The sequence below is a fragment of the Desulfonauticus autotrophicus genome, assembly GCF_055381725.1.
Map to the genome: position 1 here is coordinate 1,860,948 of NZ_AP042395.1, position 22,604 is coordinate 1,883,551.

Consider the following 22,604-nt stretch of genomic DNA (forward strand, 5'->3'; position numbering starts at 1 on the left):
TTTAATATATTTATTTTATATTAAAGTTAATTTCTTTGATTTGATTATTTTTGTGGTCTATAATTTTAGCTGTGTATTTACCAGGTTGAAATGGATTTATCTCAGATCTTATCTTGACTTTCTTTTCCTTTAATCCTTCTAAGAATAGTGGAATTTTTCTTAGCTCGTCATGGTTAGATATGTTTGTAACTATTAAATAGCCAATAAAATTATCTTTATTTTTATTTTTAATTAAAAAATTAATATTTATATCTAGATGGTTAACTTCATTTACTATCTTCTCATTTTTTAAAATGTATAGCTCTAAATTATTTGTTAAGGATAAATTTTCATTATCTTTAGACTCATTTTTATCCTCTTCTGGGATTATATCTTTTGAGACTAGATCGTTTAAAACTTTTAAATAGAGCAAGTTTTTTAACATTAAATTGTAATTTACATAATTTGTGATCTGGACAATTTTTGGAGATTCCATATTGGTTAAAATAAATACATAATCCCCTTTCTTTTCAAATTGTTCCTGGTTGTCTTTACTTTTTATCTCGGAATGTACACTTACAGTTGCAAAAATGTAACTTTTATTGTTTTTAATTTCTTTTATTTCTATGTCCTTGTAATGTACATCTATACTCTCAAAAATGAGTTGATGAAGTCTAAGTAGCTTGTTGTATTTTTCTTGGTTTGACTTACTCAAAATCTCTTTTATTATATTTATATTTTTTTCTTCACACGCAGTAAAATATCTTTTAATAATCTCTTTTGGTTTTGTATAATCTTCAGAAAAACAAATAGTAGTGTTATTAATTAAAAATAATAATATTGCTAAAAAAGTATATAATAATTTTAACTTCATCAATTTTTCTTCCACAACTTTACACCAATTTCAATGATTTGAAGGTCATAATATCCCAGTTCGTCTTCTACTTTTATGATAATAGGTAAAAAGTCTATATCTTGGTATGCATAAGCAATACTTTTGTATTGGTTGAAAATATCATAGGTGGTTTTGGCATTGGCATACACAGCCTTTAACACCTCCAGGCTTAGACCGCCTTTTAGAGTATCATTTCCACTTATAAATTTTGATATTTTGTCTAGCTTGAATTTTTTTATTAGTTGTGCGCTTGAATTTTTTAACTTGTCAGTTAGAGGTTTGCTTAAAGCTTCTAACTTATTAACAGTAAAATTTTTACCAGAGATTAACTCACCTACTTTAGTCTCATTGAGAGTGCCTCCTATAAAATCAACTGTACCAATGCTCCAATCCATAATATTTACAGCCGTATCGTAGTTTGCCTCTTTTAGCGAACTTGCGGTACCTTCAGTGGAAAGTTGAATGTCTGGTAAGCCTAAGCCCTTGCTTCCTGCTTTGTATAATTTTTCTAAGTTTTTATAGTTTTTAAAAAATACCTTATTTTCCAAGGGTAATACTTTTTTAGCAGCAATAGTCCCCAGCCCACCACTAGCAGCAAAATCACCAAAAACTCCAATAAAACCTGATAATACTTTTATATTAGTATCAAGATAAGCTTGAAGTTCATTGGGAAGTTCCTGCGTTAAGTCGAGTCCTTCTATCGTACTGGGTTCATAAAAGAATTTAAATTCACCCGTTTCTATTGTCTTTATTAATCTATTACTGTAGAATGTAGAATTTCCTGCTTCCTTTAATCTTCCTTTAGCTGCTATAGTAATTTTTAATTTTGTATCATTGGGATCCTTTATAGATACAACAGACGGTTTTGTTTGCCAGACTCCAGCCTCAAGGCCCGAAGGAATACGGGCTTTAATTTTTGGAGCAGGATTATCAATGGTTATTTTTACATCCTTACAAATACTTTCTCTTTTTTCACAGACAATTAAATTTGCATGTAAAGGGAAAACTATGTCTGCTTCATCTCTTAAAAACTTATCTTTTAACTTAGGTATATTGATGCTTGCTGATAGTATACCTTTGTCATCAGTCGAATAAGTTTTATTGATATAAAATCCATCCTCAAGCCCTTTAGGTTTAAATAGTTTTCCGCTTTTCAAGTAAAATTTATCAATCTTAGCTATCTCAATCTTTTTGTTTTTAAAAGGCTCTCCCCTATCAGATGCTTTTATTTTTATCTGGTAACTTTTACCATCAGGATAAATATTTTCTTGATTAATTAATTCTACTTGCAATTTGCCAATTGCTTCTTTTAAACTGAAATCAAGTTCAATATTATCTTCAACACCATTATTATTTAAGTTAAAAGTTAATTTATATAATCCTTTTTCATCAGTCTTTGTGCTTTTGTCTTCAATTAGAACAGTTGCTCCTTTTAAGGGGTTGCCTTGCTCATCAGAGATAGTCCCTGAAAAATTTAGAATGTTTTTATTGTCTATAGGTACGGTTAATATCCTATTGATTGATTTATAGCCTTCTTTTGTAATTGAGATATTAAAATCTTTTTCTTTAGTTTTTTTAAATTGAGTCCATCCTGTATTAATAACCTCTTTTTTAATAATTTTTCCCTTATCACAAAATCGTAGTTCCGAATAAGGACCTATAGCTTTATTTAAAAGTGCCTCGTTTCTACCTGTAGGGTATAATGGAATTCCAAAGCCAGTTCCAAATAGTAAAGCACCATCTACATCATCAATTGATGCTTTGTAAGATGGTAAATTGCTAAAATTCCCTACCCATTGTTCTGCAAAGGCCTTTACAACATCTTCTTTGCTGGCAATAGGGACATCGTTTAAATAATCATTAAAATTAAAATCGATTATAGTTTCATATGCTTTACAGTTTTCAGGGATATTTTCGAGTATTTCATCTAGATATTTTGAAAATTTTTTTGTGGTTAATTTTTTTTCAGTTCTACCCAAAAAGTCTAAGATTTTTATTTCGTATTTCTCTTGATATTTTAAGGATTTGGATCTTTCTCTTTTATAGTCGCTGTAATAAAGAAAGTTGCTAGCAGTATTAATTTTCCCTGCTTTTTTCAATTTGAAAAATTTTTGTTTATTTATACATGCAATTTTTTGTTTTATGTTTGCTGAAAAAACTCGATTGTATCTAAAAATTCTATTGTTTACATGTATTGGCTTATAATCTCTATAGTATGGTACCTGCCATATGCCATCTTTTATTATTTCATTGTTAAATATATAAATGTCAAAAATAGAGTAGTTTTTATTGTTTTTTATAAAATCTAAAACTGGAATAGATACTAATTGGTTGTTTTCTATTTTATAAAGTGCATTTTCAGGGTTTACATTTGTCATCTTCATGAAAACTAAATTCCCTTTATCGTCTAAAAAGATTTTGTAGCTATCTGAAGGGCTTTTTTTCTGAATCAATTTAACACTTGCAAGCTGGTTTTGCTTGTTATAGCTCACTAGTATGATGTTGTCATTATATCTAATTTCGCCTGATAAATAGTAGTATTCATTGTTTGTTATGTTATAAAGAATATTATCTGGCACATTTCCATTTTTTGGACAGTATTCAGGTTCTTTAAAGATGCTTGCACATTTAAGATTATCTTTTAATTGAATGTCTTCAAAATTTATATCAAATGAGTCTTTGTTAATAACTTTAAACAAAGGTTTATGTCCTTTGATGGATATGACAAGAAGACTTTTGGGAGAAATATTTTGTAAAAGAGATGTTAATTTTTTATCTAAAGGGATGGACAATTGGGTATTTACATGGTTTAACTCAGTATCAAGTATCTTTAATGGTATATTTAAATTTTTGTTATATATTTCACTTGTTTTGTCAAAAAGTTGAATTTTTATATCTGTATTATATTGTTTTGAATCTTTAGAAAAATAATTTTTATCAAAGCACGTTAGAATATAAAGTTTAGTTAAGGTTAACTCTTTTTTATTCAACAATCCTTTTTCGTTTTTTTCTATGTTTTTAAATAGATAGTTTAGTACTAGTTTTCCATCAAAATTGTTGGTAGAAATTATTCTAGCAATATAGTTTTTATATTTAAAAGAATAGGACGCCAACCCTCCTTCTCTATAGATGCTATCCTCTCCAATATTTAGTGGATAGGTTTTTTGTTTGTTTTTTTTGGCAATTTCTAATGTATTTTGCTTATTATTTTCCCAAATATTGCCTACATTAGTGTAATAGCCAATTTGTATATAAATAAAGCTGTCACTATCTACTGACTTGTAATATCTTGCAGATTCGACGCTTCCATCCCCCATTAATTGGTTTTTATAGTTTGGAAAGAATTGATTTTTTTTATCCTGAAATTCCACACCGTATAGCTTTGATATCTCTGAAAGGGAAGGAAGTAAAAGAAAGGTGTTATCTTGGTTGCCAGCAAAAGCAGGGGTAAACAAAACAAAGATAAAAAGGAGTGTTAAAGCTTGTTTCAGTTTCATAGGATTAGGTTAACCCAGTAATGGACTTTTTGTCAATATAAGTAAAATTCTTTCAAGGAAAGTGAATTGATTGAATTTTATGAATTTTTGGTAGAGTATGAGCAAAGGATAGTCAGGAATGTTTATTCAGAGACAAAGAAGGTTTTTGGGTGTTTGTGGGGTTTATTTATAAAAACTATGGGAGGATAGGAAAGTATATTATAAATTAGCTAGTGGGGTTAAGTTTAATTCTATCGCAAGTGAACTATTAAATATTTTACTATACCTTTAAGGGTAATTAAAATGAACTAAAATAGGAACCCAATTTCAAATTTAATAACTACTTTTTTTCAGCTTTTCTTGCAACCTAAAGACCTGATGTAAAAAATTTTCCCTTAGCTTGGGATTGGATAAGTCCTTTTCTTCCAAAATGGGGATAAAGGGAAAGTTTTGGCTAAAAATATAGGCCCAGAGGCCTTGTATTTTGCCTTGAGAGTCCAGGCTTAAATTTAAGCCACAACTGGGGGATTTGCTTTTAAAGACATAACCACAAAGCTGGATTGTTTTTAATTCTTCAATTTTTTTCACTGCCCACTTATGTATTAAAGGGGTAAAGTCTTTTTGGGTCTGATTGCCCAAAAGATATATTTCCCCCTTTTTCTTCCAGGTGCATGGGCTCCCTGGGAACAGGAAGCCCACATTCTTTTTCCGGACAGATGGGAAGCAGGTTGAACATTTTTCTTCCCTCTGTATAAAGCCACCAGTTTAACTTGTTTTTGCCGTCATAGCGTACATTGTGGCCCAAAAGACAGGCACTTACCCCTAAAGTGAACTGGTTCATTTTATTTCTTTGGAAACTCCTGCCTGTTCAAAGGTTGCCATGTTATTGAAAATATTGGCTGCAGCTTTGAGCAGGAAAAAGGCCAGGGCTGCGCCTGTTCCTTCTCCCAGGCGAAGGCCTAAATCAAGCAGGGGACGGGCCTTTAGGTTTTTTAATAAGGCCTGGTGATAATTTTCTGCTGAACAGTGGGAGAAAAAGCAATAGTCTTTTACCAGAGGATTGAGATTATAGGCAGCTACAAAGGCTGCAGTGGAGATAAAGCCATCAATGACTACAGCCATTTCTTCCAGCGCTCCACCCAAAATCAGTCCTGTCAGGCAGGCAATTTCCAGTCCGCCCAGGCTGGATAAAATTTCCAGGGGGTCTTGAGAATTTACCTCCCTTTTATGTCTTTCTAAGGCCTGGGCAATAAGCCTGGCTTTTTGTTTAACTTTTTGTTCATCAAGACCTGCTCCTTTACCTGTGCACTCGTAGGGATCTAAATTCAAAAAGGCGCAATAAAGAGCAGTAGAAGGTGTAGTATTGCCTATGCCCATTTCTCCGGTACCCAGGCTTTTAATGCCTTCCTCTTTGGCCTTGCGGGCCAGTTCCAGTCCCAGGAAAAGGGCCTGCAAGCATTCTTCTTTAGTCATGGCCCTGGTTTTTACCAGGTTGTTGGTGCCAGGTTTTATCTTTTTTTGAATGAGGTCAGGATGCTCAGGAAAGGTATCTCCTTTGACCCCTACATCTACCACCTTTAGTTCTACTCCTGAAGTGGCGCACAGCACATTTATTCCTGCACCATTATTTAAAAAATTGAGCACCATTTGTCTGGTCACTTCTTGCGGGTAAGGGCTAACTCCTTCTTCCACCACGCCGTGATCTGCTGCACAGGTGTAAATACGGGCAGGATAGGGCTCTACCTTGCCTTTAGAAAGGGCAAAGAGCCTGGCTGCTATTTCTTCCAATCTTCCCAGGCTGCGGGGAGGCTTGGTAAGATTATCCAGATGAGCATAGGCCTTTTCTTCCAGAGACAAATCCACTGGCTTGATTTGTTGTATAAGTTGTAAAAACTCCTTTTCCATGCCTACTCCTTTTTATAAAATTTTATATAGGGATTTGCCTTTTTCTCCCAATTTTTGAATGCGTTTCAGGACTGCCGGGTCTTCTTCCAGAGGTGGGGCATGATAGCCCTTTAAGCGGCTATCAATAATAATGGCTTTTTGAGCCCCAAAGTGCTTGCAGTGGGTAAATTCTCCCACGCCATAGATGTCTGTGGCTGGATCAGAGCGGGTAAAGGTAACCCAGAGAAAGTTTTCCCAGTTTTTAGCTGTAAATAAGGCATCATTCACCACCACCAGCAGGGGAAACTTTTCTATGTTTTTTTGAGTAAATAAGTAATTAGCCAGTTCTCTAAGCACAGGGTCTTGTTCATCCCTGGGCAGGGTGTGGCCAGGTCCCTGGAGAATGAGAATGCCAGGAGCAAAAAAGGTAAGCTTGCCAAAGGGCTCTGGCAGTTTAAATTGCGCTTCTTCTGCTTGGCCCAGTTCTCTCTTTTTAGGCGCACAGGCTGCTAAAATCAGTTTGGAACCCTGATTTAAGCTAATGCCAGTATAATCTAAAGTATCCATGGTGGTTCTGGTGATAAAGTGTAGGTCACGCCTTAAGTCTAGGCGTTCTAAAAAGGTTTGAAAGTAATTGGGGATATTATAGACATCCAGGGCTTCTCCCTTTTCTTCAGCCTGGATAAAGAGATACTTGCTTAGTGAGGTCTGGGTTTGTCCCAGAAGGGAGAAGGCTTGAGTGAGGATTTCCTGTGGGATGCGCTCTGTACTAAAGGGCACATAGCTTTCTCTACCAACTGCCAGAAGAAGGGGATGTACGCCAGCAGCATCCACTGCATGAATTTGTTTTACGCCAGTAAAGACTGTGGGCACCAGGTCCTTGGTGAGTTCGTGGATAAACTCTCCAAAAAGGGTGTCTTCCTGGGGTGGTCTGCCTACTGTGGTAAAGGGCCAGATGGGCTGGGGACGGGCATAGACCCCGGTTACTTTTAACACCGGGAACGGGTGTTTGAGGCTATAATAGCCTAAGTGATCGCCAAAGGGGCCTTCTGGTTTTACTCCGTCTATATAACCACAAATACAAAAATCTGCTTCTGCTAAAAGGGGCAAGGGGTGTTCCGGGGTCTTGACCAATTTAATCCTCTGGCCTCCCAGCACTCCAGCAAAAAAGATTTCAGCAATGCCCTCAGGCAAGGGCATAATAGCGGCCAGGGTCATGGCTGGTGGTCCGCCCACAAAGATGTTTACTGGTAGTTTTTGTCCCAGATGCAGGGCTTGCTGGTGATGGACGCCAATACCCCGGTGAATTTGATAGTGCAGGCCCACTTCCTGGTCCAGAAGGTATTCATTGCCATCTAACTGAACCCTGTACATACCCAAGTTGGAGTTTTTAAGACCAGGTTTAAAGGGGCTTTCAGTATAGACCTGGGGTAAGGTAATGTAAGCTCCACCATCCCTGGGCCAGGATTTTAACCTGGGTAAAGCACTTATTCTTATTTTGTGTTTTAGAATAGGCCCTTTTTTTACCATTTTGGGCCAGGTGTTTTTCAGGGCTCGAGGCAAGGTCCACCAGTAATGAGGTTTTTTAAAGATTTCCAGAGGGTCAATTTTGAGTTTAAACAGACTTTCCACCTGGGCCAGAGTATCAGCAAAGATAAGCTTTAACCTTTTTTTACTTCCAAAAATGTTTCCTAATAAGGGATAGGCACAATTTTTTACCCTTTCAAAGAGAAGGGCTGGCCCCTGCCTTTGAAATACTCTTCTTTGTATGGCAGCTATTTCCAGCTGGGCATCCACTTCTTCTTTTACTCTGACCAGCTCTCCTTTACTTTCCAGTAAGTGTACCAGTTCCCGGGTGTTTTTGATTCCCATTTTTACCTCTTAACTATAATTTGGGCTTGGGGCTATTTTTTTATTGCGCAAGGCAAATTTAGACCAGTTTTTAAAGTGATAGAAAAATAACATCAAAAGGGCCTGGAAAACCATGGAAATAAACATGGCCAGCCATATTCCTGTAGCTTCTTTAAATACCACATGGCCGAGGATATAAGCTAGAGGGATTCTTACCAGCCAGGCTGAACTGCCCATAACTATCATCTGGTAAAGGGTAGCTCCTGCGCCTGTAAGCGCTCCACCTAAAATCATGGCTGGCAACAAAAAGGGAATAGCTGCCACATTAAAGTAGAGATAGTTGATAGCTTCTTGTCTCACCAGGGGTTCGGGCGCGATAAATCCAGCTACAGGTTCGATAAAGAAAAGGACCAGGCCAGCTAACAAGCCTACTATGAGCAAACCCAGTCCCATGATTTGATAACCAGCTTTTTTAGCTCCAGGTAAATCTCCTGCTCCCAGCAAGTGCCCGACCAAAATGGAGGCTGTAAAATTAAAGGCAAAACCTGGCAAAAAGAGAAAGGATTCTATGCGGATTCCTGCACTCATTCCAGCCAAGGCCTCCACACTGTTTACAGGCAGAGAAGCTACAATGGCATAGAGCACCATGTAAGCAGAATGCCAGACTATTTGCAAGGTGCCTGCTGGCCAGGCCACTTTAAAAAGATAGGGAAGTCCTTTTTTGATCCAGCGCCAGGGAGGAAGGTTTTTGAGAGAGAAGATGTTTTGAGAGAGCAGAAAAATTAAGTTGACCACAAACCCCAGAAAGATAGAGCCAAAAGTAGCCCAGGCCAATCCTTTATAATCTAGTTTGGGCAGTCCCCATAAACCAAGCCCTAATCCAAAATCACCAAGAATGTTTATTCCAGCTACTAAAGCGGTAGAGTAGAGAGGGTAGAGGACTTTTTTCTGAGCACGAAAAAAGGCATTGGTGATGACTAAAAGGTAATAGGCAGGAAGGAGATATAAGGAGATTTTCAGTAAGTACCTGGCAATGGGATAAATTTCTTCTGGTATCTGGAGTAGTTTTAAAAAGATATCCAGGCCCAATAATCCGCCAACCAGGATAATTAAGCCAAAAATAAAGCCAAGTTGAAGGGATAGCCCCATATAGCGCTGAGCCCGCAAGGGCAATTTGGAGCCCAGGGATTGACTGATGGCAGCTACTGAACCATTGCCCACAGCCATGGCCACTACCAGAAAAAAGAACATGGCTTGAGAGATTACTCCCATACAGGCCTGGACATTCTTACCCAGGCGGCCTGCTACAAACACATCAGTAAAACCAATGAGAAAGTGAAAAAACATGGTAAGGATCTGAGGCCAGGTAATGGTCCAGATTTCCTTGAGGGAAAGAGGCCAATTATTGGGTTTTATTTTGAAAAACACAAGATTTCTCCTAAGCTGTCTAAAAGAGAGAATTTGCCTTCTTTTGTGGATTTTAGCAAGGGAATAAAAGGAAGCGAAATTGTAAGAAAATATAGCAAATTAGGTTAGGTAAAAAAAATAATTTAACTTAAATTTTTGAGATTTTTTTAACCTTGAAAAGGGATAGAGGCTAAGTTATGCTTTAAAGAATTAAAAAGCTAATTTTAAGGACAAGTGAACCGATGAAGGCTTATTTTAGTGAAATGGGAGTTCGTCTGTACCTGGGAGATGCTCTTGAAATTTTGAAGCAGCTTCCTGCAGAAAGTATTGATTTGATTTTTGCAGATCCTCCTTACAATTTATCCAATGATGGGTTTACCTGCCATGCTGGAAAACGAGTTTCTGTAAATAAAGGCAAGTGGGATAAAAGCAATGGAGTAGGAAAGGATTTTTTATTTCACTTTAAATGGATAGAAGCTTGTAAAAGAATTTTAAAACCCAATGGAAGTCTTTGGATTTCTGGTACTTATCATTCTATCTATGCTTGTGGTTTTGCTTTACAACGGCAAGGATGGCATGTGATTAATGATATTTGCTGGTTTAAACCCAATGCTTCTCCCAATTTATCATGCAGAATGTTTACTGCCAGTCATGAAACTTTGATCTGGGCTAAAAAAAACAAGCAAGCAAAGCATACCTTTAATTATGAACTGATGAAGCATGGAAACTGGGATGAAGACTTTATTAAAAAGCCTGGTAAGCAAATGCGCAGTGTCTGGGCTATAGGTACAGTTAAGAATGGAGAAAAAAAATATGGCAAACATCCCACACAAAAACCAGAAAGCTTACTGAAAAGAATAATTTTAGCTGCCAGTAAAGAAGGAGATATTGTTTTAGATCCTTTTTGTGGCAGTGGAACTACAGGGGTTGTTGCTTTAAAATATAAACGCAAGTTCGTAGGTATTGATTCTGAAAAAGAGTATTTAGAAGGCTTAGCTATACCCAGACTAAAAGACATTCTTTTTTTAAGAAGACAGAAAAACCTTTTAGGGAGTTTTCAAGTAAAAGAAGAAGAGCCAGGATATGCCTTACTTCCTTAAATTTGGATAAAAGATGGAACGACAAGAAGCAATTGAAAAATTAAAAAAATTAATTGGTAAGGAATTACATTCCTTAGCTGAGGAATTGGGAGTTCGAGTGTATAGTGAGCAAGGAAAGGTAAATAAAGGTTGGGCCGGGCATGTGCTGGAACGATACTTAGAGTTGCCTCTTAACTCTTCCAGGTCTCCTAATTTTGGCTCTTGGGAACTAAAATCTATCCCTCTTAAATACAAAAAAGATGGAAATCTTATCTTTAAAGAAACAATGGCTATAACTATGATTGATCCAGTAAATGTATTACAAAAAGAATTTGAGGATAGTCATTTGTTAAACAAGTTAAAAAAGATTGTGGTTGTGGCTAGAACCGTAGGCAAGAGCGTAGATGAACCCAGCTATATTCATTCAGTAGTGGAGTTTACTCTCCAGGGAAAATTATATCAGGAAGTAAAAGAAGATTATGATTTGGTTAGAAATACTATTAGAGAAAAAGGTGTTGAGGCTTTGACGGGTAAGATGGGAAAATATATTCAGCCTCGAACCAAAGGGAGAGGCCATGGTTCTAAAACCAGGGCATTTTATGCTCGCAAAAGTTTTTTAAGTTTATTTATTAAGCTTTAATTTATTTTTTTAAATATACCAAATAACAACCACAAAACAACAAAAGTATCCCCAGCCAGGAAAGTAGCTGGACCTGTTTTCCTTTTCCAATTTTCTGCAATAGGCCAGAAAACTGGCCTGCCAGAAGTCCTACCATCAGTCCCCAAAAGTGGGCGCCCAGGTCGGTATTTTTCCCTCCAGAAAAAAGGGCCCAAAAGCCCAGGCCAAGGCCCAGGGCCAGGCCAGGGATAGCCTGTTTATTTCCCCTTAAGGTGGCAAAAAGTAAGCCCAAACTTACAAAACTGGCTGTGGAAAAGCCCAAGCTTTTATGGGGAGAACCCAAAAAGAAAAGATTAAGGCCATTGGCAAGTGTGCCTAAGCCTAAAATTATTAGCCAGGTAAACCCTGTTCCATAATACTGGCTTAACAGATAGAGGGGGTAAAAACTAAAAAAGATATTGCCCAAAAGATGGGCAGGGTCTTTGTGCAGAAAAGGGAGGAAAAGAGCCTATATCCTTCACCTTTAAAGACCTTTTCGCCATCTAACATGCCCAGAGCAGTAAAAGAGGGGAGATGTTGTTGAAGGGTAAAGGAGATTAAAAGCAGGCCAAGCAGGGCTATATTGCTCCAGATAAGTGAAGTTGAAGGAGAAGAAAGAAAGTAAGAGTGTTGGGCTAAAGAAGCTTTTCTTTGACATTCTTGCTCATACTCCAGTAGTTCCCTTTGGGCCAGGGGAAATTGCTCTTTTGCTATAAATACACTTAAACCCTGGGTAGTGGTTTTTATCTGCCAGTTAAACCCTAAGGCTTCCAGAACCAACAGTTTTTCCTGGTCCTTGCGGGTATCTTGCCAAGGAAAAAGTTCCTGCCAGTTATCTTCCCTGTCCATACTTGCCCTTTGTAAGCTTTTAGGGCTAAAAGAGTCAAAAAAATTGTAAAGGAGAAAACCGGATGCTAAGTAGAGACGAAGCCCTTGCCTTACTTCAGCAATATATTCAGGAAGAAAGTTTGCTAAAACACAGTCTGGCTACAGAAGGAGTCTTAAGGGAGTTGGCCAGGTTTTTCAGGAAGATGAAGAACTCTGGGGGATTACCGGGCTTTTGCACGACCTGGACTATGAAAGCACCAAGGACAACCCTCAAAAGCATGGCCTTAAGAGTGCAGAGATTTTAAAAGACAAGTTGCCAGCCGAAAGTATTCAGGCCATAAAAGCCCATAATGGAGAAATGACCGGGGTTGAACCCACAAGCAAGCTGGATTTTGCCTTGCGCTGTGGGGAGACGGTTACTGGCTTGATTATGGCTGCAGCCTATGTTCGTCCCAACAAACTGGAAGGCATGAAGCCCAAAAGCTTGCGCAAAAAAATGAAGGACAAGTCTTTTGCTGCTTCTGTAAATAGGGAGACGATTGGAGAATGTAGCAAACTCAACCTGGAGTTAAGTGAATTTTTGTCTCTGGCTATTGCGGGCATGCAAAAAATTGCCAGGGATTTGGGATTTTAGCCAAACATATATTGGCGTAAAAATTCAGCCATTAAAATGCCACCTGCCTGGGCTACATTTAGGGACTCAAATTCACCAGGCATGGGCAAAGTAAGGTGATAAGGGCATTTTTTTAAGATTCCAGGGCGAATTCCCTTATCTTCATTCCCCAGCACCAGTATGGCGGGAAACTGGAGTCTGGTAGTAAAGGGATTGTCTCCTTCCCTGGGTAAGCTGGCGTAAAGAAAATAACCTTGTTTTTGGGCTTCCAGTAAGGCTCGCCCTAAATTGACCACTCTACTTACACGCAGTTTATAAATTGCTCCAGCTGAGCTTTTGACTACGCCTTCTCCCAGATAGGCTGTTCTGTCCTGGGGCAAAATAAGTCCCTGTCCACCTAAACTCACCAGGGTGCGAATGAGACTGCCGATATTTTGAGGGTCCTGGACACAATCCAGGGCTAAAATGAGCGGAAGTTTAGCTGATGTAGCCAGTAGCTCTTCCAGGCCAAGGGTATTGGTTATAAGCAATCTGGCCACACACCCCTGATGATTGCCGGCAAAGAGTTGATTTAATTCTTTTTCCGGTAAAAATTTATATTTTACTTTGTGTTGACGACAAAGAGTTAAGATTTTTCTAAATTTTTCCGGCTCTTACTTAAAAAGATACGCTCTATTTGTTCGGGATTGGTTTCCAAAAGTTCTAAAAGGGGTTTTTTGCCAGCAATTATTTTCATATGGCCTCCTGTAAACTAGCATCTAGCTATTAAAGACTTGCTTGCCAAGTGTTTTTGTTTTTACTAGCAGATAGAGAGCTTGAAGGGAAAACAAGGAGTTGTAATGCGATATCTTTTTTTATTGTTTTTGATTTTTTCTTTTTCTGCCTGTGCTCAATTCAATAAGCCAAAAGAAGTTAAGTACTTAGAAAATAAGGCACTGGAGAATGCCACCACTAAAGAAGAAATTTGTCCCCCGGAAACAGATTCTTTACTTGCAGAGCAAAAGGAGCAACCTCAGGAAAATTTAGAGGAAGAAGTTGTTGCCAATCCTGAGGACAAGGATGCCAACTTGCTTCCTCAAGAAGAGGATGTCCTGGCCAAAGAAGATACCCTTAATTTTGAACTGGACCTTTATGAAACCAAGGAATTAAAACTTTACTTTAAGTACTATACTCATTCTAAAAGAAAAATTTTTGTACGCTGGCTAGAAAGGGCTCAGGCCTATCTGCCTTTTATTCGCAAGGTATTTAAGGAGCAGGGGCTACCTGAAGATTTGATTTTTTTGCCCTTTGCAGAAAGTGGTTTTAATCCCTGGGCTTATTCCCGGGCTGGAGCTGCAGGTTTGTGGCAGTTTATGCCCTATACGGCCAAAAAATATGGCCTAAGGGTGGATTGGTGGATAGATGAGCGAAGGGATCCCTATAAATCTACCTATGCAGCAGCTGAGATGTTAAAAGAGCTTTATGCTGAATTTGGAGACTGGTATTTAGCTCTGGCTGCCTATAATGCTGGCCCAGGAAAGATCAGGCAAGCCCTTAAAAAGAGCAAAGAAGATAATTTTTTTGATATTTGTAAGAGCAGAAAAAATAGAAGGTATTTGCGTCTGGAGACCAGACATTATGTCCCCAAGTTTTTAGCTATTTTAAAAATTGTTCGCCATCTGGAAGAATTGGGCTTTGAGCCTTTAAACTGGGAAGAAACCCCAACCCAAGCCAAATTAAGCATTCCGCCCAGCACTGATTTATTGGCTTTTGCTCAAGCTCTGGGCTGGAACTGGAACAGATTTAGGGAGCACAATCCCTTTGTGCGCAGAATGGTTAGTCCTCCAGATGGGGAGATTACTGTTTATTTGCCCCAGGAAAAAGTAGAACTGGCAAGGCAATTTTTGGAAAAGAAAAGAAGAGTTATGCTGGATTTATTCGCTATAAGGTAAGGTCTGGGGATTCTTTATGGACTATTTCCAGAAGGTATGGAGTGCCTATTGCTGTTTTAAAAAAGATAAATGATTTAAAAAATAATTTACTGCATCCCAATACCCTTCTCATCATACCTCGTGGGGATAGAGAGTCAGAAGAAAATGTGCTTGCTTCAGTGCGAACAAGTGCCCAAAAGCGTGCTAATTACGAGGTAAAAGCAGGAGATACACTGTGGAGTATCTCTAGACAATTTAAAGTAAGTGTAAAAACCTTGAAAATAGCCAATGGCCTTACTTCTTCCAGGCTTTCTATAGGCCAAAAACTGTATATACCGGATTTGGGCGGCCAACAGACCAGGCTGGCTAGGGAAGAAGTGAAAAAGTTTCATCAAGGGCAACTGGTGCGCTATCAGGTACGCAGAGGAGACAACCTCTGGACCATTGCCAAACGCTTTGGAGTGAGCTGGAAGCAAATTGCCCTCTGGAACAATTTGAGTTCGGACAGTATCTTGCGTCCTGGAGATACCTTGAAAATTTATGTGCCCTAAAGGTATTGGCGCAGCAAGAGCATGGCTTTGGCTACGGGAAACTCCTGCCCGGTAAAAAGCCTAAATTGCTCCAGGCCTTGATAGACAAACATGTTTAAGCCAGAAAGGGTGATTAGACCTGCTTTTTTGGCCTGGGTCAAAAATCTGGTTTGTAAAGGAGTGTAGATAAGGTCATAGGCTATCTTTGTGTTTTTAAAGGGATAATCCCAGGGCGTTAAACCTTCCTTATCTCCCTTTAAGCCCAGGCTGGTAGTGTTGACAATAAGTTCAGCCTCTACCTTTTTCTCTCTTCCCACCTAAGACTAATGAGGTCAAACTCCTGGGCTAGTTTTTTAGCTTTACTATAGGTGCGGTTGCTAAGGTAAATTTCTTTTAGCCCTAACAGTTTTAATCCATAAACCACTGCCCTGCTAGCCCCGCCTGCGCCTAAGATCAGGGCAGAAGAAAGATCTAAATTTAGGTCTTTTAGAGGTTTTAAAAAGCCGTAAACATCTGTGTTTTCAGCTTTCCAGCCCCTGGAAGTTTTAAAGAGGGTATTGGCTGCCTTTATTTCTTTTACCCTCTCGCTTTGTGCCTGCACATGGTTGAGCACAGCTTCCTTTAAAGGTATGGTCACACTAAGACCTTTAATCTGGTATAAATCCAGGTGGCTTAGAAAGGTCTTTAACTCTTCTTTTTTTACTTCCCAAGAACAATAGGTCTTTTCTCTATAGCCAAGATAGTGAAAAGCCCAGTTGTGCAAAACTGGGCTTAGAGAATGCTTGATGGGGGAACCTATGACGCCATAGAGTTCCATTTACAAACTACCTTTTTCCTGAACATAATTGGCACCTGCTTCCAGAGCCTGGCTGTTGGCAGGTATAAGGTGCTGGTAGTGGCTGGAAATTACTTGAGGCAAGGCCTCCTGCACTACCTTTAAGGGAATAATTTGGGTGGCTTCAATGTAAGCCCCCAGGGCTACCATGTTGGCCATGCGGGTATTGCCCAAGGAGTCAGCTATTTCATTGGCTGGAACAGCAAAGGCCTTTATTCTTTTTTTATCTACCAAATCCACATCTACCAGGGAAGAGTTCAAAATAAGGGTGCCCTTGTCCTCTAATCTGGGTTGAAACTTGTCCAGAGAAGGACGGTTCATGATAATTAGACTTTTGGGGTTAAAGATGATGGGAGAGCCAATCTCTTCTTCTGAAATAACTACAGTGCAGTTGGCAGTACCTCCGCGCATTTCAGGACCATAGACAGGGATATAGGTCACATTTAATCCTGCTTCCATACCTGCATAGGCCAGCAAGTTTCCAATAAGCATTACTCCTTGTCCACCAAAGCCAGCTATAATTACATCTTGATATTTGCTCATTGTTTATTCTCCCAGGGTGTTTTTAAATTCGCCCAAAGGAAAGTAGGGAATCATTTCCTTGGCAATGCGTTCGTTGGCCTGTAAGGGAGTCATTTTCCAGTTGGTAGGGCAACTGGAAAGGATTTCCACAAAACCAAAGCCCTTGTCTTCTAACTGGGCTCTAAAGGCCAGCTTAATGGCTTTTTTAGTTTTTTGAATGTTTTTGATGTCATTTAGAGCGGTTCTGGCAGCATAGGCAGTGCCTCCCAAAGAACCAATAATTTCAGCCATTTTAAAAGGTTCGCCTTCCCTATCTTTGCATCTTCCACCAGGGCAGGTGGTGGTTTTCTGGCCTACCAGAGTGGTAGGAGCCATTTGTCCACCTGTCATGCCGTAGATGGTGTTGTTGACAAAAACTACACTAACCCTTTCTCCCCTATTGGCACAGTGCATTATTTCAGCCAGACCAATGGCAGCCAGGTCTCCGTCTCCCTGGTAGGTGAATACAAACTTATCTGGTCTAGCTCGTTTTACTCCTGTGGCTACAGCAGGAGCCCGTCCATGCGGAGCTTCTATGGTGTCTAAAAGTAAATAGTTGTAAATAAAAACAGAGCAGCCAATAGAGCCAACACAAATGGTTTTTTCTGGAAGCTTAAGTTCTTCTAATACCTGAGCCACCAGTTTGTGGGCCAGGCCATGATGACAGCCTGGACAGTAATGGGTGGGCCTATTAGCCAGTACTTGGGGTTTGGGAAACATTATTTTTTCAGTCATTTTACTTCTCCAGGGCCTTGATTATGGGTTCTTCAAAATCATTGGGAGTGGGCAAATTGCCAGGCAAATGCCCGTGAAAATCTGTCTGGGCATAAGGGCAAACAGCCAATTGTACATCCTCTACCATTTGTCCCAGATTGTGCTCAATGGTCAGGAACTTTTTGCCCTCTTTGGCCAGAACCTGTAGGGCTTCACTGGGGAAAGGATAGAGGGTTATGGGCCTAAATAGTCCTACTTTATGCCCTTGTTTTCTCAAAGTCCTGATGGTGCTTTTGACGATTCTACCAATAGAGCCGTAAGCCACCACAATGAGGCTGGCATCTTGGGTTAGAAATTCTTCAAAGAGGATTTCTTTTTCATCTCAGCATATTTTTGGGCCAGCTTCAGGTTGTGCTTGGCCAAAGCTCCATCTTCAAGATACAGGGATTTGATGACCCTGGGCGGTCTTCCCTTTGCTCCTTCCAGGCACCATTCCTTTGCTTCTTTTTCAGGAACTTCTGGTTCCCAGGGAGTAATGGGCTCTTTCATCTGCCCTAAAATGGCATCGCCTAAAATCATTACGGGGTTTTTATACTTAAAGGCCAGGTCAAAGGCTTTTATGGTCAAATCATAGGCTTCTTGCACAGTGCCAGGACCTAAGACAAGCAGTCTATAATCTCCATGGCCTCCGCCTTTGGTAGCTTGAAAGTAATCTCCTTGAGAAGGGCCAATATCTCCCAGGCCAGGACCACCTCTATTCATATTGACAATAACACCAGGAAGTTCACTTCCTGCCATATAAGAAATGGCTTCTTGTTTGAGGGAAATTCCAGGGCTGGAAGAGGAAGTCATGGCTCTAATTCCAGCACTAACTGCTCCCAGGAGCATATTGGCAGCAGCAACTTCACTTTCAGCCTGGACAAAGGCTCCCCCTTTTTGGGTAATTCTCTGGACATAAATTCAGGAATGTCATTTTGAGGGGTTATGGGATAGCCAAAATAACACTTACATCCTGCAGCCAAGGCCCCCAGGGCTATGGCTTCATTGCCTTTTACAAAGAGTCTTTTTTTAGACATTTTCTGGCTCCTTTTCCTCTACACTTTTATAAACCACAATGGCTGAATCCGGGCAAACCAGACTGCAGAAGCCACAGGCTATGCACTTTTCCAGGTCTTCTGGTTTTATTTCCACCACCTTGTATCCCTGCTTGTTAAAGCGTGAGGATTGGGTGATGATTTTTTTAGAGCACACCTGAGTGCATAACAGACAACCTTTGCATAATTCTTCCAAAAAAACCACTTTTGACATGTCGCCTCCTCTTAAATGATAAGCATGGCATCTCCATAAGAGAAAAATCTAAACTTTTCCTCTATAGCTAGCTTATATGCCCTTTTTATGTTTTCAAGTCCAGCAAAAGCAGAAACCATTATAATTAAAGAAGATTTTGGCAGGTGAAAGTTGGTAATAAGATGATCTACCACTTTAAATTCATACCCGGGAAAGATGTAGATGTCAGTTACATCTTTTAAGGCCCTAATCTTTTGATGTTTTTGGTAGGCCCCTTCCAGAGTCCTTACTGTAGTGGTGCCAATGGCTATTACAGGACGCTGGTTTTTTTTGGCTTCCTGAATTTTCCTGGCAGTTTGTTCTGGAATTTCAAAATATTCCCCATGCATCTGGTGCTGGCGAATGTCCTGGGTGCGAATGGGCGAAAAGGTCCCATAGCCCACATATAAGGTGATATAAGCAAAATCAAAGCCCAGTTGGGTTAATTTTGCTTGCAGTTCAGGGCTAAAATGTAAGCCAGCAGTAGGTGCAGCTACTGCGCCTATCTTTTCTTCTGCTGCATAAATGGTCTGGTATCTTTCCCGGTCTAAATCCGTGTCTGCTCTTTTGATGTAAGGTGGAAGGGGAATATGGCCTAGTTGTAAAAACTTTTCCTTTAAATCTCCCTGAAAAATCAATTTTACCTTTGCCTGCCCAAAATCTCCTGTTTCCAGGACCTCCAGGGAGAAGTCAGGAGTAAAGACCACTTCCTGGCCAGGCTTGGGTCTTTTGGAGGCCCTTAGCAGTCCTTCTGCTATACACTCTTTAAAATTCTCACGGGTATCCTGGATTTTCAGGAGAGGAAAGGGTGTTAGGAGTAAAAATTCTACTTTGCCTCCCAGATGGTTTTGCTGTTTTTCCTTCCCCAAATCCTTGCAGGTAAGACCTTGGTGTTGTTGGCTACCAGCAAACTCTTGGGTGGTAAAAAACGGGCTAATTCCTTAAAACTGGCCAGAGTGATGTCTCCGCTTTTTTTATCCAGTACCAGCAGCCTGGAAGTGCCCCTGTTTTTGGGCGGAAGGGAGGCAATGAGTTCTGAGGGCAGGGAAAAATCATAGGTATCCAGGTTGAAGAGGTCAGGCAGGTTATCTTTTTTTGGTAAGTCCATATTTTTTAAGCTTGTATTGCAGGGTTCTACGACTAATGCCCAGGGCTTGGGCAGTTTTTTCTCGATGGCCATTGTTGGCTTTAAGGGCTTCAATAATGGCCTTTTTTTCTGCTTCTTCCAGGTTTTCCTGGATGGCTCTGGAGTTTTTTTGAGGTAAAAGGTGAGGTGGCAACTGGTTGACCTCCAGGGTATCTGAAGGGCAGAGGATAATGGCGCGCTCCAGGATGTTTTCCAGTTCCCGCACATTGCCTGGCCAGTCATAATAGGTGAGCTGCTCCAGAAACTCTGGCGAGACCTTGTGGATTTTTTTGCGATTTTTGTCCCCCAGCTTTTTTAAAAAGTGATTGACCAGCAGGGGAATGTCCTCTTTTCTTTCCCGCAAGGGAGGCAAGTGAATTTCAATAACATTGATGCGAAAATAAAGGTCTTCTCTAAAGTTTCCCTTTTCCACCTCTTGCTTGAGGTCTTTGTTGGTGGCGCAAATAAAACGCACATCTACAGGTACAGAGTGAATAGCACCCAGGGGCTCAATGGTCTTTTCCTGTAAGGCCCTTAACAGCTTGGACTGGAGATTGAGGGGCATTTCTCCAATTTCATCTAAAAAGAGGGTTCCCTTGTGGGCAAGTAAAAAGCGTCCGGGTTTATCCTTGTAGGCGCCAGTAAAGGCTCCTTTTACATAGCCAAAGAGTTCAGATTCCAGAAGGTTGTCTGGCAAGCTGGCGCAGTTTACTTTGATGAGCGGTTCTTTGGCTCGCAAACTCAATTTGTGCAGGGCATTGGCTACCAGTTCCTTACCTGTGCCAGACTCTCCTGTAATCAAGATATTGGCCTCTGACGGCGCTACCTGCCTTACCAGCTGGATAAGTTGTTGCATGATTTTGCTTTGGCCAATGATTTCCAGTTGCTGGTGAAAGCCAGAGGCGTATTTTTCAGAACTGGCCAGAAAATAGGTATAAGCTTTATTTAAAGTACTCTTTAATTCCTCAATGTCTGTGGGCTTGGTGAGAAAGTCAAAGGCACCTTTTTCATGGCTTCTACAGCCAAATCCACTGTGCCAAAGGCTGTAAGCAAAATTACAGGCAGGTGAGAGTCTATGCTTTGTACTTTGTGCAGGAGTTCCAAGCCATCCATCTTGGGCATTTTGAGGTCAGCTAAAATTACCTGCACATTTTCCTGGTCCAGGATATTTAGTGCTTCTAGTCCATTACTGGCTTCTTTGACCAGCCAGCCTTCTTCTTCCATAACAGCCTTAATGAGAAGGCGCTGGGAAGCTTCGTCATCCACCACTAAAAGGCAGGGAGTTGTTTCTATAAAAGCTTCTTTATTCATAGGGCAGATAAATAATTACTTCTGTTCCTTTTCCAGGCAAAGAATTAATTTTAATTTGGCCTTCATGTCTGGTGATTATTTGTTGCACAATGGCTAGACCCAGGCCCGTACCTTGCTCCTTAGTGGTAAAAAAGGGCGTAAAGGCCTCTTTTAATTCTTCTTTAGTCATTCCCTGGCCATAGTCTTTTATTTTTAAACAAATCTGTTCCCTTACCCTTTCTGCTGCTATTTCAATGATTCCTTCTGGTTTAGAGGCCTGGATGCTATTTAAAAGCAGGTTGATTAAGGCCTGTTTTAAGGAGTCCTGGTCTGCCTTAATAGTTTCTACTTTTAAGTCTAGTTTAAAGTTTAAGTTTTTGTTTTGCAAGTCAAACTGAAGCAAGCGCAAGATTTCTTCCAGAAAGGGTTTTAGCGAAAATACTCTTTTTTCTATTTTTTGCGGTTTGGCAAAGGTAAGGAGGTCGGTTATGACTCGATTCAAACGGTCTGCTTCTTGAACCATGGTCTTAGCATAGGTTTTGGCAGGCTCTTCCTGGGCAAATTTTTGGGCAAAAAATTGGGCAAAACCTTTGAGGGCGTTTAAAGGGTTTCTGATTTCATGGGCCATGCCTGTGGCAAAACGGCCAATGGTGGCCAGGTTCTGGTTTTGAATAAGCTCTTCTTCCATTTTTTTTATTTCAGTTCGGTCCCTTAAGAGAAAAAGCTCTTCTCCACTTAAAGGCACCTTGAGGATTTCTAATTTTTTTGTGCCTAGTTCCAGTTCTTTCCACTGTTGGCTGGGAAACTCAGGGTCAAAAAAGCGGGCTAAAGGCTGGCCAATAATTTCCTTTAGAGGAGAATCCAGGATTTTACTTAGGGCAGGGTTAGCAGCGTTAATGATTCCCTTCTGGTCAATGGTAAGTAAACCATCTGGCAGATTGTCCAGTAATTTGGAGTGAAAGGTTTCCAGACTGGCCAGGCGCTCACTCTTTTCCTGCCTTCTAAGATAAGCTGTGGTAATGGTGATAAGAAAAATGGCCAGTAAAATCAAAAAACCTATTTGCATAAAGAGGGTTTTCTGGAATTTTTGATAGAGGACCAGATGATGAGTAGCATCCAGAACCAAAAGAAGGTAATTTTTAGGTGGAGGAGCAGAAAAGTCATGGGTTTGTTCTGGAAAAAAGAGCTTACTGGAATACGGGTCTGTTGACTAAAAACTGCCAGATAGTGCTGGTTAAAGGAAAGGATTTTAAACTCTGCTTCCTGAAAAGGCCCCTGAAGGATTTGTTTTAAAGGAGTTTGTAGCTTGTTGTCCCTGAAAATAGGCAGGATGTGTCCCTGATTGTCCGCCAGAATAATGGCCAATACATCACCTTCTTTTACCAAGTCTTCCAGAATTTCTTTGGCCCTGGGTCGTAAAAAGGGAAGGGGTGGATGATGTCTCATCATTTGCTCTCCCATCATCCTTCCCCCCATAAACATCATGCCTCGAAAAGAGAGGCTTCAATACCCCTGCTGATGGAACTGGAGGCCAGCTTTAAATGCTGATAGATAGCTTTTTTCTGCAAAGTGAGATTTCTCCAGGTAAGGAGAAGTAGGAGAAATCCCAAAAGAATAAAGAGCAAAACCATTAAAATAAGCT

The 22,604-nt window shown here is 40.0% G+C and carries 22 protein-coding genes and 4 pseudogenes; 5 read left to right on the plus strand and 21 right to left on the minus strand.

Features of this window, described 5'->3' with window-relative positions:
- Positions 1-10: 10 nt before the first annotated feature.
- The 7 genes from ACZ42F_RS10515 to ACZ42F_RS10545 all read right to left on the minus strand — a co-directional run bounded on the left by ACZ42F_RS10515 (position 11) and on the right by ACZ42F_RS10545 (position 9,513).
- Positions 11-868, minus strand: coding sequence for a hypothetical protein (locus tag ACZ42F_RS10515; RefSeq protein WP_464278945.1), 858 nt, complete (start codon positions 866-868; stop codon positions 11-13).
- Positions 853-4,371: a carboxypeptidase-like regulatory domain-containing protein gene (locus ACZ42F_RS10520; RefSeq protein WP_464278946.1), complete on the minus strand. Its 3,519-nt coding sequence runs from the start codon at positions 4,369-4,371 to the stop codon at positions 853-855. Before ACZ42F_RS10520 ends, ACZ42F_RS10515 begins: the two co-directional genes overlap by 16 nt.
- A gap of 312 nt (positions 4,372-4,683) precedes the next feature.
- Complete coding sequence (locus ACZ42F_RS10525; RefSeq protein ID WP_464278947.1) at positions 4,684-4,989, minus strand: 2-thiouracil desulfurase family protein; 306 nt, start codon at positions 4,987-4,989, stop codon at positions 4,684-4,686.
- Positions 4,946-5,191, minus strand: coding sequence for a 2-thiouracil desulfurase family protein (locus ACZ42F_RS10530; protein ID WP_464278948.1), 246 nt, complete (start codon positions 5,189-5,191; stop codon positions 4,946-4,948). The genes ACZ42F_RS10525 and ACZ42F_RS10530 overlap by 44 nt, the downstream gene beginning before the upstream one ends.
- Positions 5,188-6,255, minus strand: coding sequence for a nicotinate-nucleotide--dimethylbenzimidazole phosphoribosyltransferase (gene cobT, locus ACZ42F_RS10535; protein ID WP_464278949.1), 1,068 nt, complete (start codon positions 6,253-6,255; stop codon positions 5,188-5,190). The genes ACZ42F_RS10530 and cobT overlap by 4 nt, the downstream gene beginning before the upstream one ends.
- Before the next feature lie 12 nt (positions 6,256-6,267).
- Entirely contained in the window at positions 6,268-8,106 is a 1,839-nt protein-coding gene (locus tag ACZ42F_RS10540; RefSeq protein ID WP_464278950.1) for a UbiD family decarboxylase, read from the minus strand.
- Positions 8,107-8,115: 9 nt separating this feature from the next.
- Positions 8,116-9,513, minus strand: a complete 1,398-nt coding sequence (locus tag ACZ42F_RS10545) for an MATE family efflux transporter (protein ID WP_464278951.1) — start codon at positions 9,511-9,513, stop codon at positions 8,116-8,118.
- A 221-nt stretch (positions 9,514-9,734) separates the two neighbouring features.
- Here ACZ42F_RS10545 and ACZ42F_RS10550 point away from each other — a divergent pair, with 221 nt between their 5' ends.
- Both ACZ42F_RS10550 and ACZ42F_RS10555 read left to right on the plus strand, forming a co-directional pair.
- Positions 9,735-10,592, plus strand: coding sequence for a DNA-methyltransferase (locus tag ACZ42F_RS10550; RefSeq protein WP_464278952.1), 858 nt, complete (start codon positions 9,735-9,737; stop codon positions 10,590-10,592).
- A 13-nt stretch (positions 10,593-10,605) separates the two neighbouring features.
- Positions 10,606-11,211: an MvaI/BcnI family restriction endonuclease gene (locus tag ACZ42F_RS10555; protein WP_464278953.1), complete on the plus strand. Its 606-nt coding sequence runs from the start codon at positions 10,606-10,608 to the stop codon at positions 11,209-11,211.
- A gap of 1 nt (position 11,212) precedes the next feature.
- Here the strand turns inward: ACZ42F_RS10555 and ACZ42F_RS10560 are convergent, their stop codons facing one another.
- Both ACZ42F_RS10560 and ACZ42F_RS10565 read right to left on the minus strand, forming a co-directional pair.
- A complete protein-coding gene (locus ACZ42F_RS10560) occupies positions 11,213-11,656 on the minus strand; it encodes a hypothetical protein (protein ID WP_464278954.1) in 444 nt (147 codons plus the stop codon).
- A complete protein-coding gene (locus tag ACZ42F_RS10565) occupies positions 11,614-12,078 on the minus strand; it encodes a hypothetical protein (protein WP_464278955.1) in 465 nt (154 codons plus the stop codon). The genes ACZ42F_RS10560 and ACZ42F_RS10565 overlap by 43 nt, the downstream gene beginning before the upstream one ends.
- Positions 12,079-12,289: 211 nt before the next feature.
- On the opposite strand from ACZ42F_RS10565, the gene ACZ42F_RS10570 reads away from it, so the two are divergent.
- Positions 12,290-12,691: an HD family phosphohydrolase gene (locus ACZ42F_RS10570; protein WP_464278956.1), complete on the plus strand. Its 402-nt coding sequence runs from the start codon at positions 12,290-12,292 to the stop codon at positions 12,689-12,691.
- Here ACZ42F_RS10570 and ACZ42F_RS10575 read toward each other — a convergent pair.
- Both ACZ42F_RS10575 and ACZ42F_RS10580 read right to left on the minus strand, forming a co-directional pair.
- Complete coding sequence (locus ACZ42F_RS10575) at positions 12,688-13,209, minus strand: 23S rRNA (guanosine(2251)-2'-O)-methyltransferase RlmB (RefSeq protein WP_464278957.1); 522 nt, start codon at positions 13,207-13,209, stop codon at positions 12,688-12,690. The two genes, ACZ42F_RS10570 and ACZ42F_RS10575, sit on opposite strands and share 4 nt — an antisense overlap.
- A 45-nt stretch (positions 13,210-13,254) precedes the next feature.
- Positions 13,255-13,302, minus strand: a pseudogene (locus ACZ42F_RS10580) (hypothetical protein); the annotation flags it as partial.
- Positions 13,303-13,509: 207 nt separating this feature from the next.
- On the opposite strand from ACZ42F_RS10580, the gene ACZ42F_RS10585 reads away from it, so the two are divergent.
- Complete coding sequence (locus ACZ42F_RS10585) at positions 13,510-14,601, plus strand: lytic transglycosylase domain-containing protein (protein WP_464278958.1); 1,092 nt, start codon at positions 13,510-13,512, stop codon at positions 14,599-14,601.
- Positions 14,602-14,642: 41 nt separating this feature from the next.
- Positions 14,643-15,131 (plus strand): LysM peptidoglycan-binding domain-containing protein, encoded by a 489-nt coding sequence (locus ACZ42F_RS10590; protein ID WP_464278959.1) that lies wholly within the window; start codon positions 14,643-14,645, stop codon positions 15,129-15,131.
- On the opposite strand, the gene ACZ42F_RS10595 is transcribed toward ACZ42F_RS10590, so the two are convergent.
- The 10 genes and pseudogenes from ACZ42F_RS10595 to ACZ42F_RS10640 all read right to left on the minus strand — a co-directional run bounded on the left by ACZ42F_RS10595 (position 15,128) and on the right by ACZ42F_RS10640 (position 22,426).
- Positions 15,128-15,427 (minus strand): hypothetical protein, encoded by a 300-nt coding sequence (locus tag ACZ42F_RS10595; protein WP_464278960.1) that lies wholly within the window; start codon positions 15,425-15,427, stop codon positions 15,128-15,130. The genes ACZ42F_RS10590 and ACZ42F_RS10595 overlap by 4 nt on opposite strands.
- Positions 15,406-15,927, minus strand: a complete 522-nt coding sequence (locus ACZ42F_RS10600; protein ID WP_464278961.1) for a shikimate dehydrogenase family protein — start codon at positions 15,925-15,927, stop codon at positions 15,406-15,408. The genes ACZ42F_RS10595 and ACZ42F_RS10600 overlap by 22 nt, the downstream gene beginning before the upstream one ends.
- A complete protein-coding gene (locus ACZ42F_RS10605; protein WP_029966175.1) occupies positions 15,928-16,488 on the minus strand; it encodes a 2-oxoacid:acceptor oxidoreductase family protein in 561 nt (186 codons plus the stop codon). It abuts the gene before it with no gap.
- Between the two features lie 3 nt (positions 16,489-16,491).
- A complete protein-coding gene (locus tag ACZ42F_RS10610; protein WP_464278962.1) occupies positions 16,492-17,241 on the minus strand; it encodes a thiamine pyrophosphate-dependent enzyme in 750 nt (249 codons plus the stop codon).
- Position 17,242: 1 nt separating this feature from the next.
- Positions 17,243-18,296 (minus strand): annotated as a pseudogene (locus ACZ42F_RS10615) (3-methyl-2-oxobutanoate dehydrogenase subunit VorB).
- Positions 18,289-18,528: a 4Fe-4S dicluster domain-containing protein gene (locus ACZ42F_RS10620; RefSeq protein WP_464278963.1), complete on the minus strand. Its 240-nt coding sequence runs from the start codon at positions 18,526-18,528 to the stop codon at positions 18,289-18,291. The pseudogene ACZ42F_RS10615 and the gene ACZ42F_RS10620 overlap by 8 nt, the downstream one beginning before the upstream one ends.
- An 11-nt stretch (positions 18,529-18,539) precedes the next feature.
- A pseudogene (gene queA / locus ACZ42F_RS10625) lies at positions 18,540-19,654 on the minus strand (tRNA preQ1(34) S-adenosylmethionine ribosyltransferase-isomerase QueA).
- Positions 19,632-20,983, minus strand: a pseudogene (locus tag ACZ42F_RS10630) (sigma-54-dependent transcriptional regulator). Before ACZ42F_RS10630 ends, queA begins: the two co-directional pseudogenes overlap by 23 nt.
- Entirely contained in the window at positions 20,976-22,028 is a 1,053-nt protein-coding gene (locus tag ACZ42F_RS10635) for a two-component system sensor histidine kinase NtrB (protein ID WP_464278964.1), read from the minus strand. The pseudogene ACZ42F_RS10630 and the gene ACZ42F_RS10635 overlap by 8 nt, the downstream one beginning before the upstream one ends.
- Positions 22,019-22,426: a hypothetical protein gene (locus ACZ42F_RS10640; RefSeq protein WP_464278965.1), complete on the minus strand. Its 408-nt coding sequence runs from the start codon at positions 22,424-22,426 to the stop codon at positions 22,019-22,021. Before ACZ42F_RS10640 ends, ACZ42F_RS10635 begins: the two co-directional genes overlap by 10 nt.
- Positions 22,427-22,604 lie beyond the last annotated feature (178 nt).

Coding starts and splice junctions, on each gene's coding strand:
- ACZ42F_RS10520 (WP_464278946.1), bottom strand. CDS start 4,371: ATGAAACTGAAACAAGCTTTAACACTCCTTTTTATCTTTGTTTTGTTT.
- ACZ42F_RS10530 (WP_464278948.1), bottom strand. CDS start 5,191: ATGAACCAGTTCACTTTAGGGGTAAGTGCCTGTCTTTTGGGCCACAAT.
- cobT (WP_464278949.1), bottom strand. CDS start 6,255: ATGGAAAAGGAGTTTTTACAACTTATACAACAAATCAAGCCAGTGGAT.
- ACZ42F_RS10540 (WP_464278950.1), bottom strand. CDS start 8,106: ATGGGAATCAAAAACACCCGGGAACTGGTACACTTACTGGAAAGTAAA.
- ACZ42F_RS10550 (WP_464278952.1), top strand. CDS start 9,735: ATGAAGGCTTATTTTAGTGAAATGGGAGTTCGTCTGTACCTGGGAGAT.
- ACZ42F_RS10555 (WP_464278953.1), top strand. CDS start 10,606: ATGGAACGACAAGAAGCAATTGAAAAATTAAAAAAATTAATTGGTAAG.
- ACZ42F_RS10565 (WP_464278955.1), bottom strand. CDS start 12,078: ATGGACAGGGAAGATAACTGGCAGGAACTTTTTCCTTGGCAAGATACC.
- ACZ42F_RS10585 (WP_464278958.1), top strand. CDS start 13,510: ATGCGATATCTTTTTTTATTGTTTTTGATTTTTTCTTTTTCTGCCTGT.
- ACZ42F_RS10600 (WP_464278961.1), bottom strand. CDS start 15,927: ATGGAACTCTATGGCGTCATAGGTTCCCCCATCAAGCATTCTCTAAGC.
- ACZ42F_RS10605 (WP_029966175.1), bottom strand. CDS start 16,488: ATGAGCAAATATCAAGATGTAATTATAGCTGGCTTTGGTGGACAAGGA.
- ACZ42F_RS10610 (WP_464278962.1), bottom strand. CDS start 17,241: ATGACTGAAAAAATAATGTTTCCCAAACCCCAAGTACTGGCTAATAGG.
- ACZ42F_RS10620 (WP_464278963.1), bottom strand. CDS start 18,528: ATGTCAAAAGTGGTTTTTTTGGAAGAATTATGCAAAGGTTGTCTGTTA.
- ACZ42F_RS10635 (WP_464278964.1), bottom strand. CDS start 22,028: ATGCAAATAGGTTTTTTGATTTTACTGGCCATTTTTCTTATCACCATT.
- ACZ42F_RS10640 (WP_464278965.1), bottom strand. CDS start 22,426: ATGATGGGAGAGCAAATGATGAGACATCATCCACCCCTTCCCTTTTTA.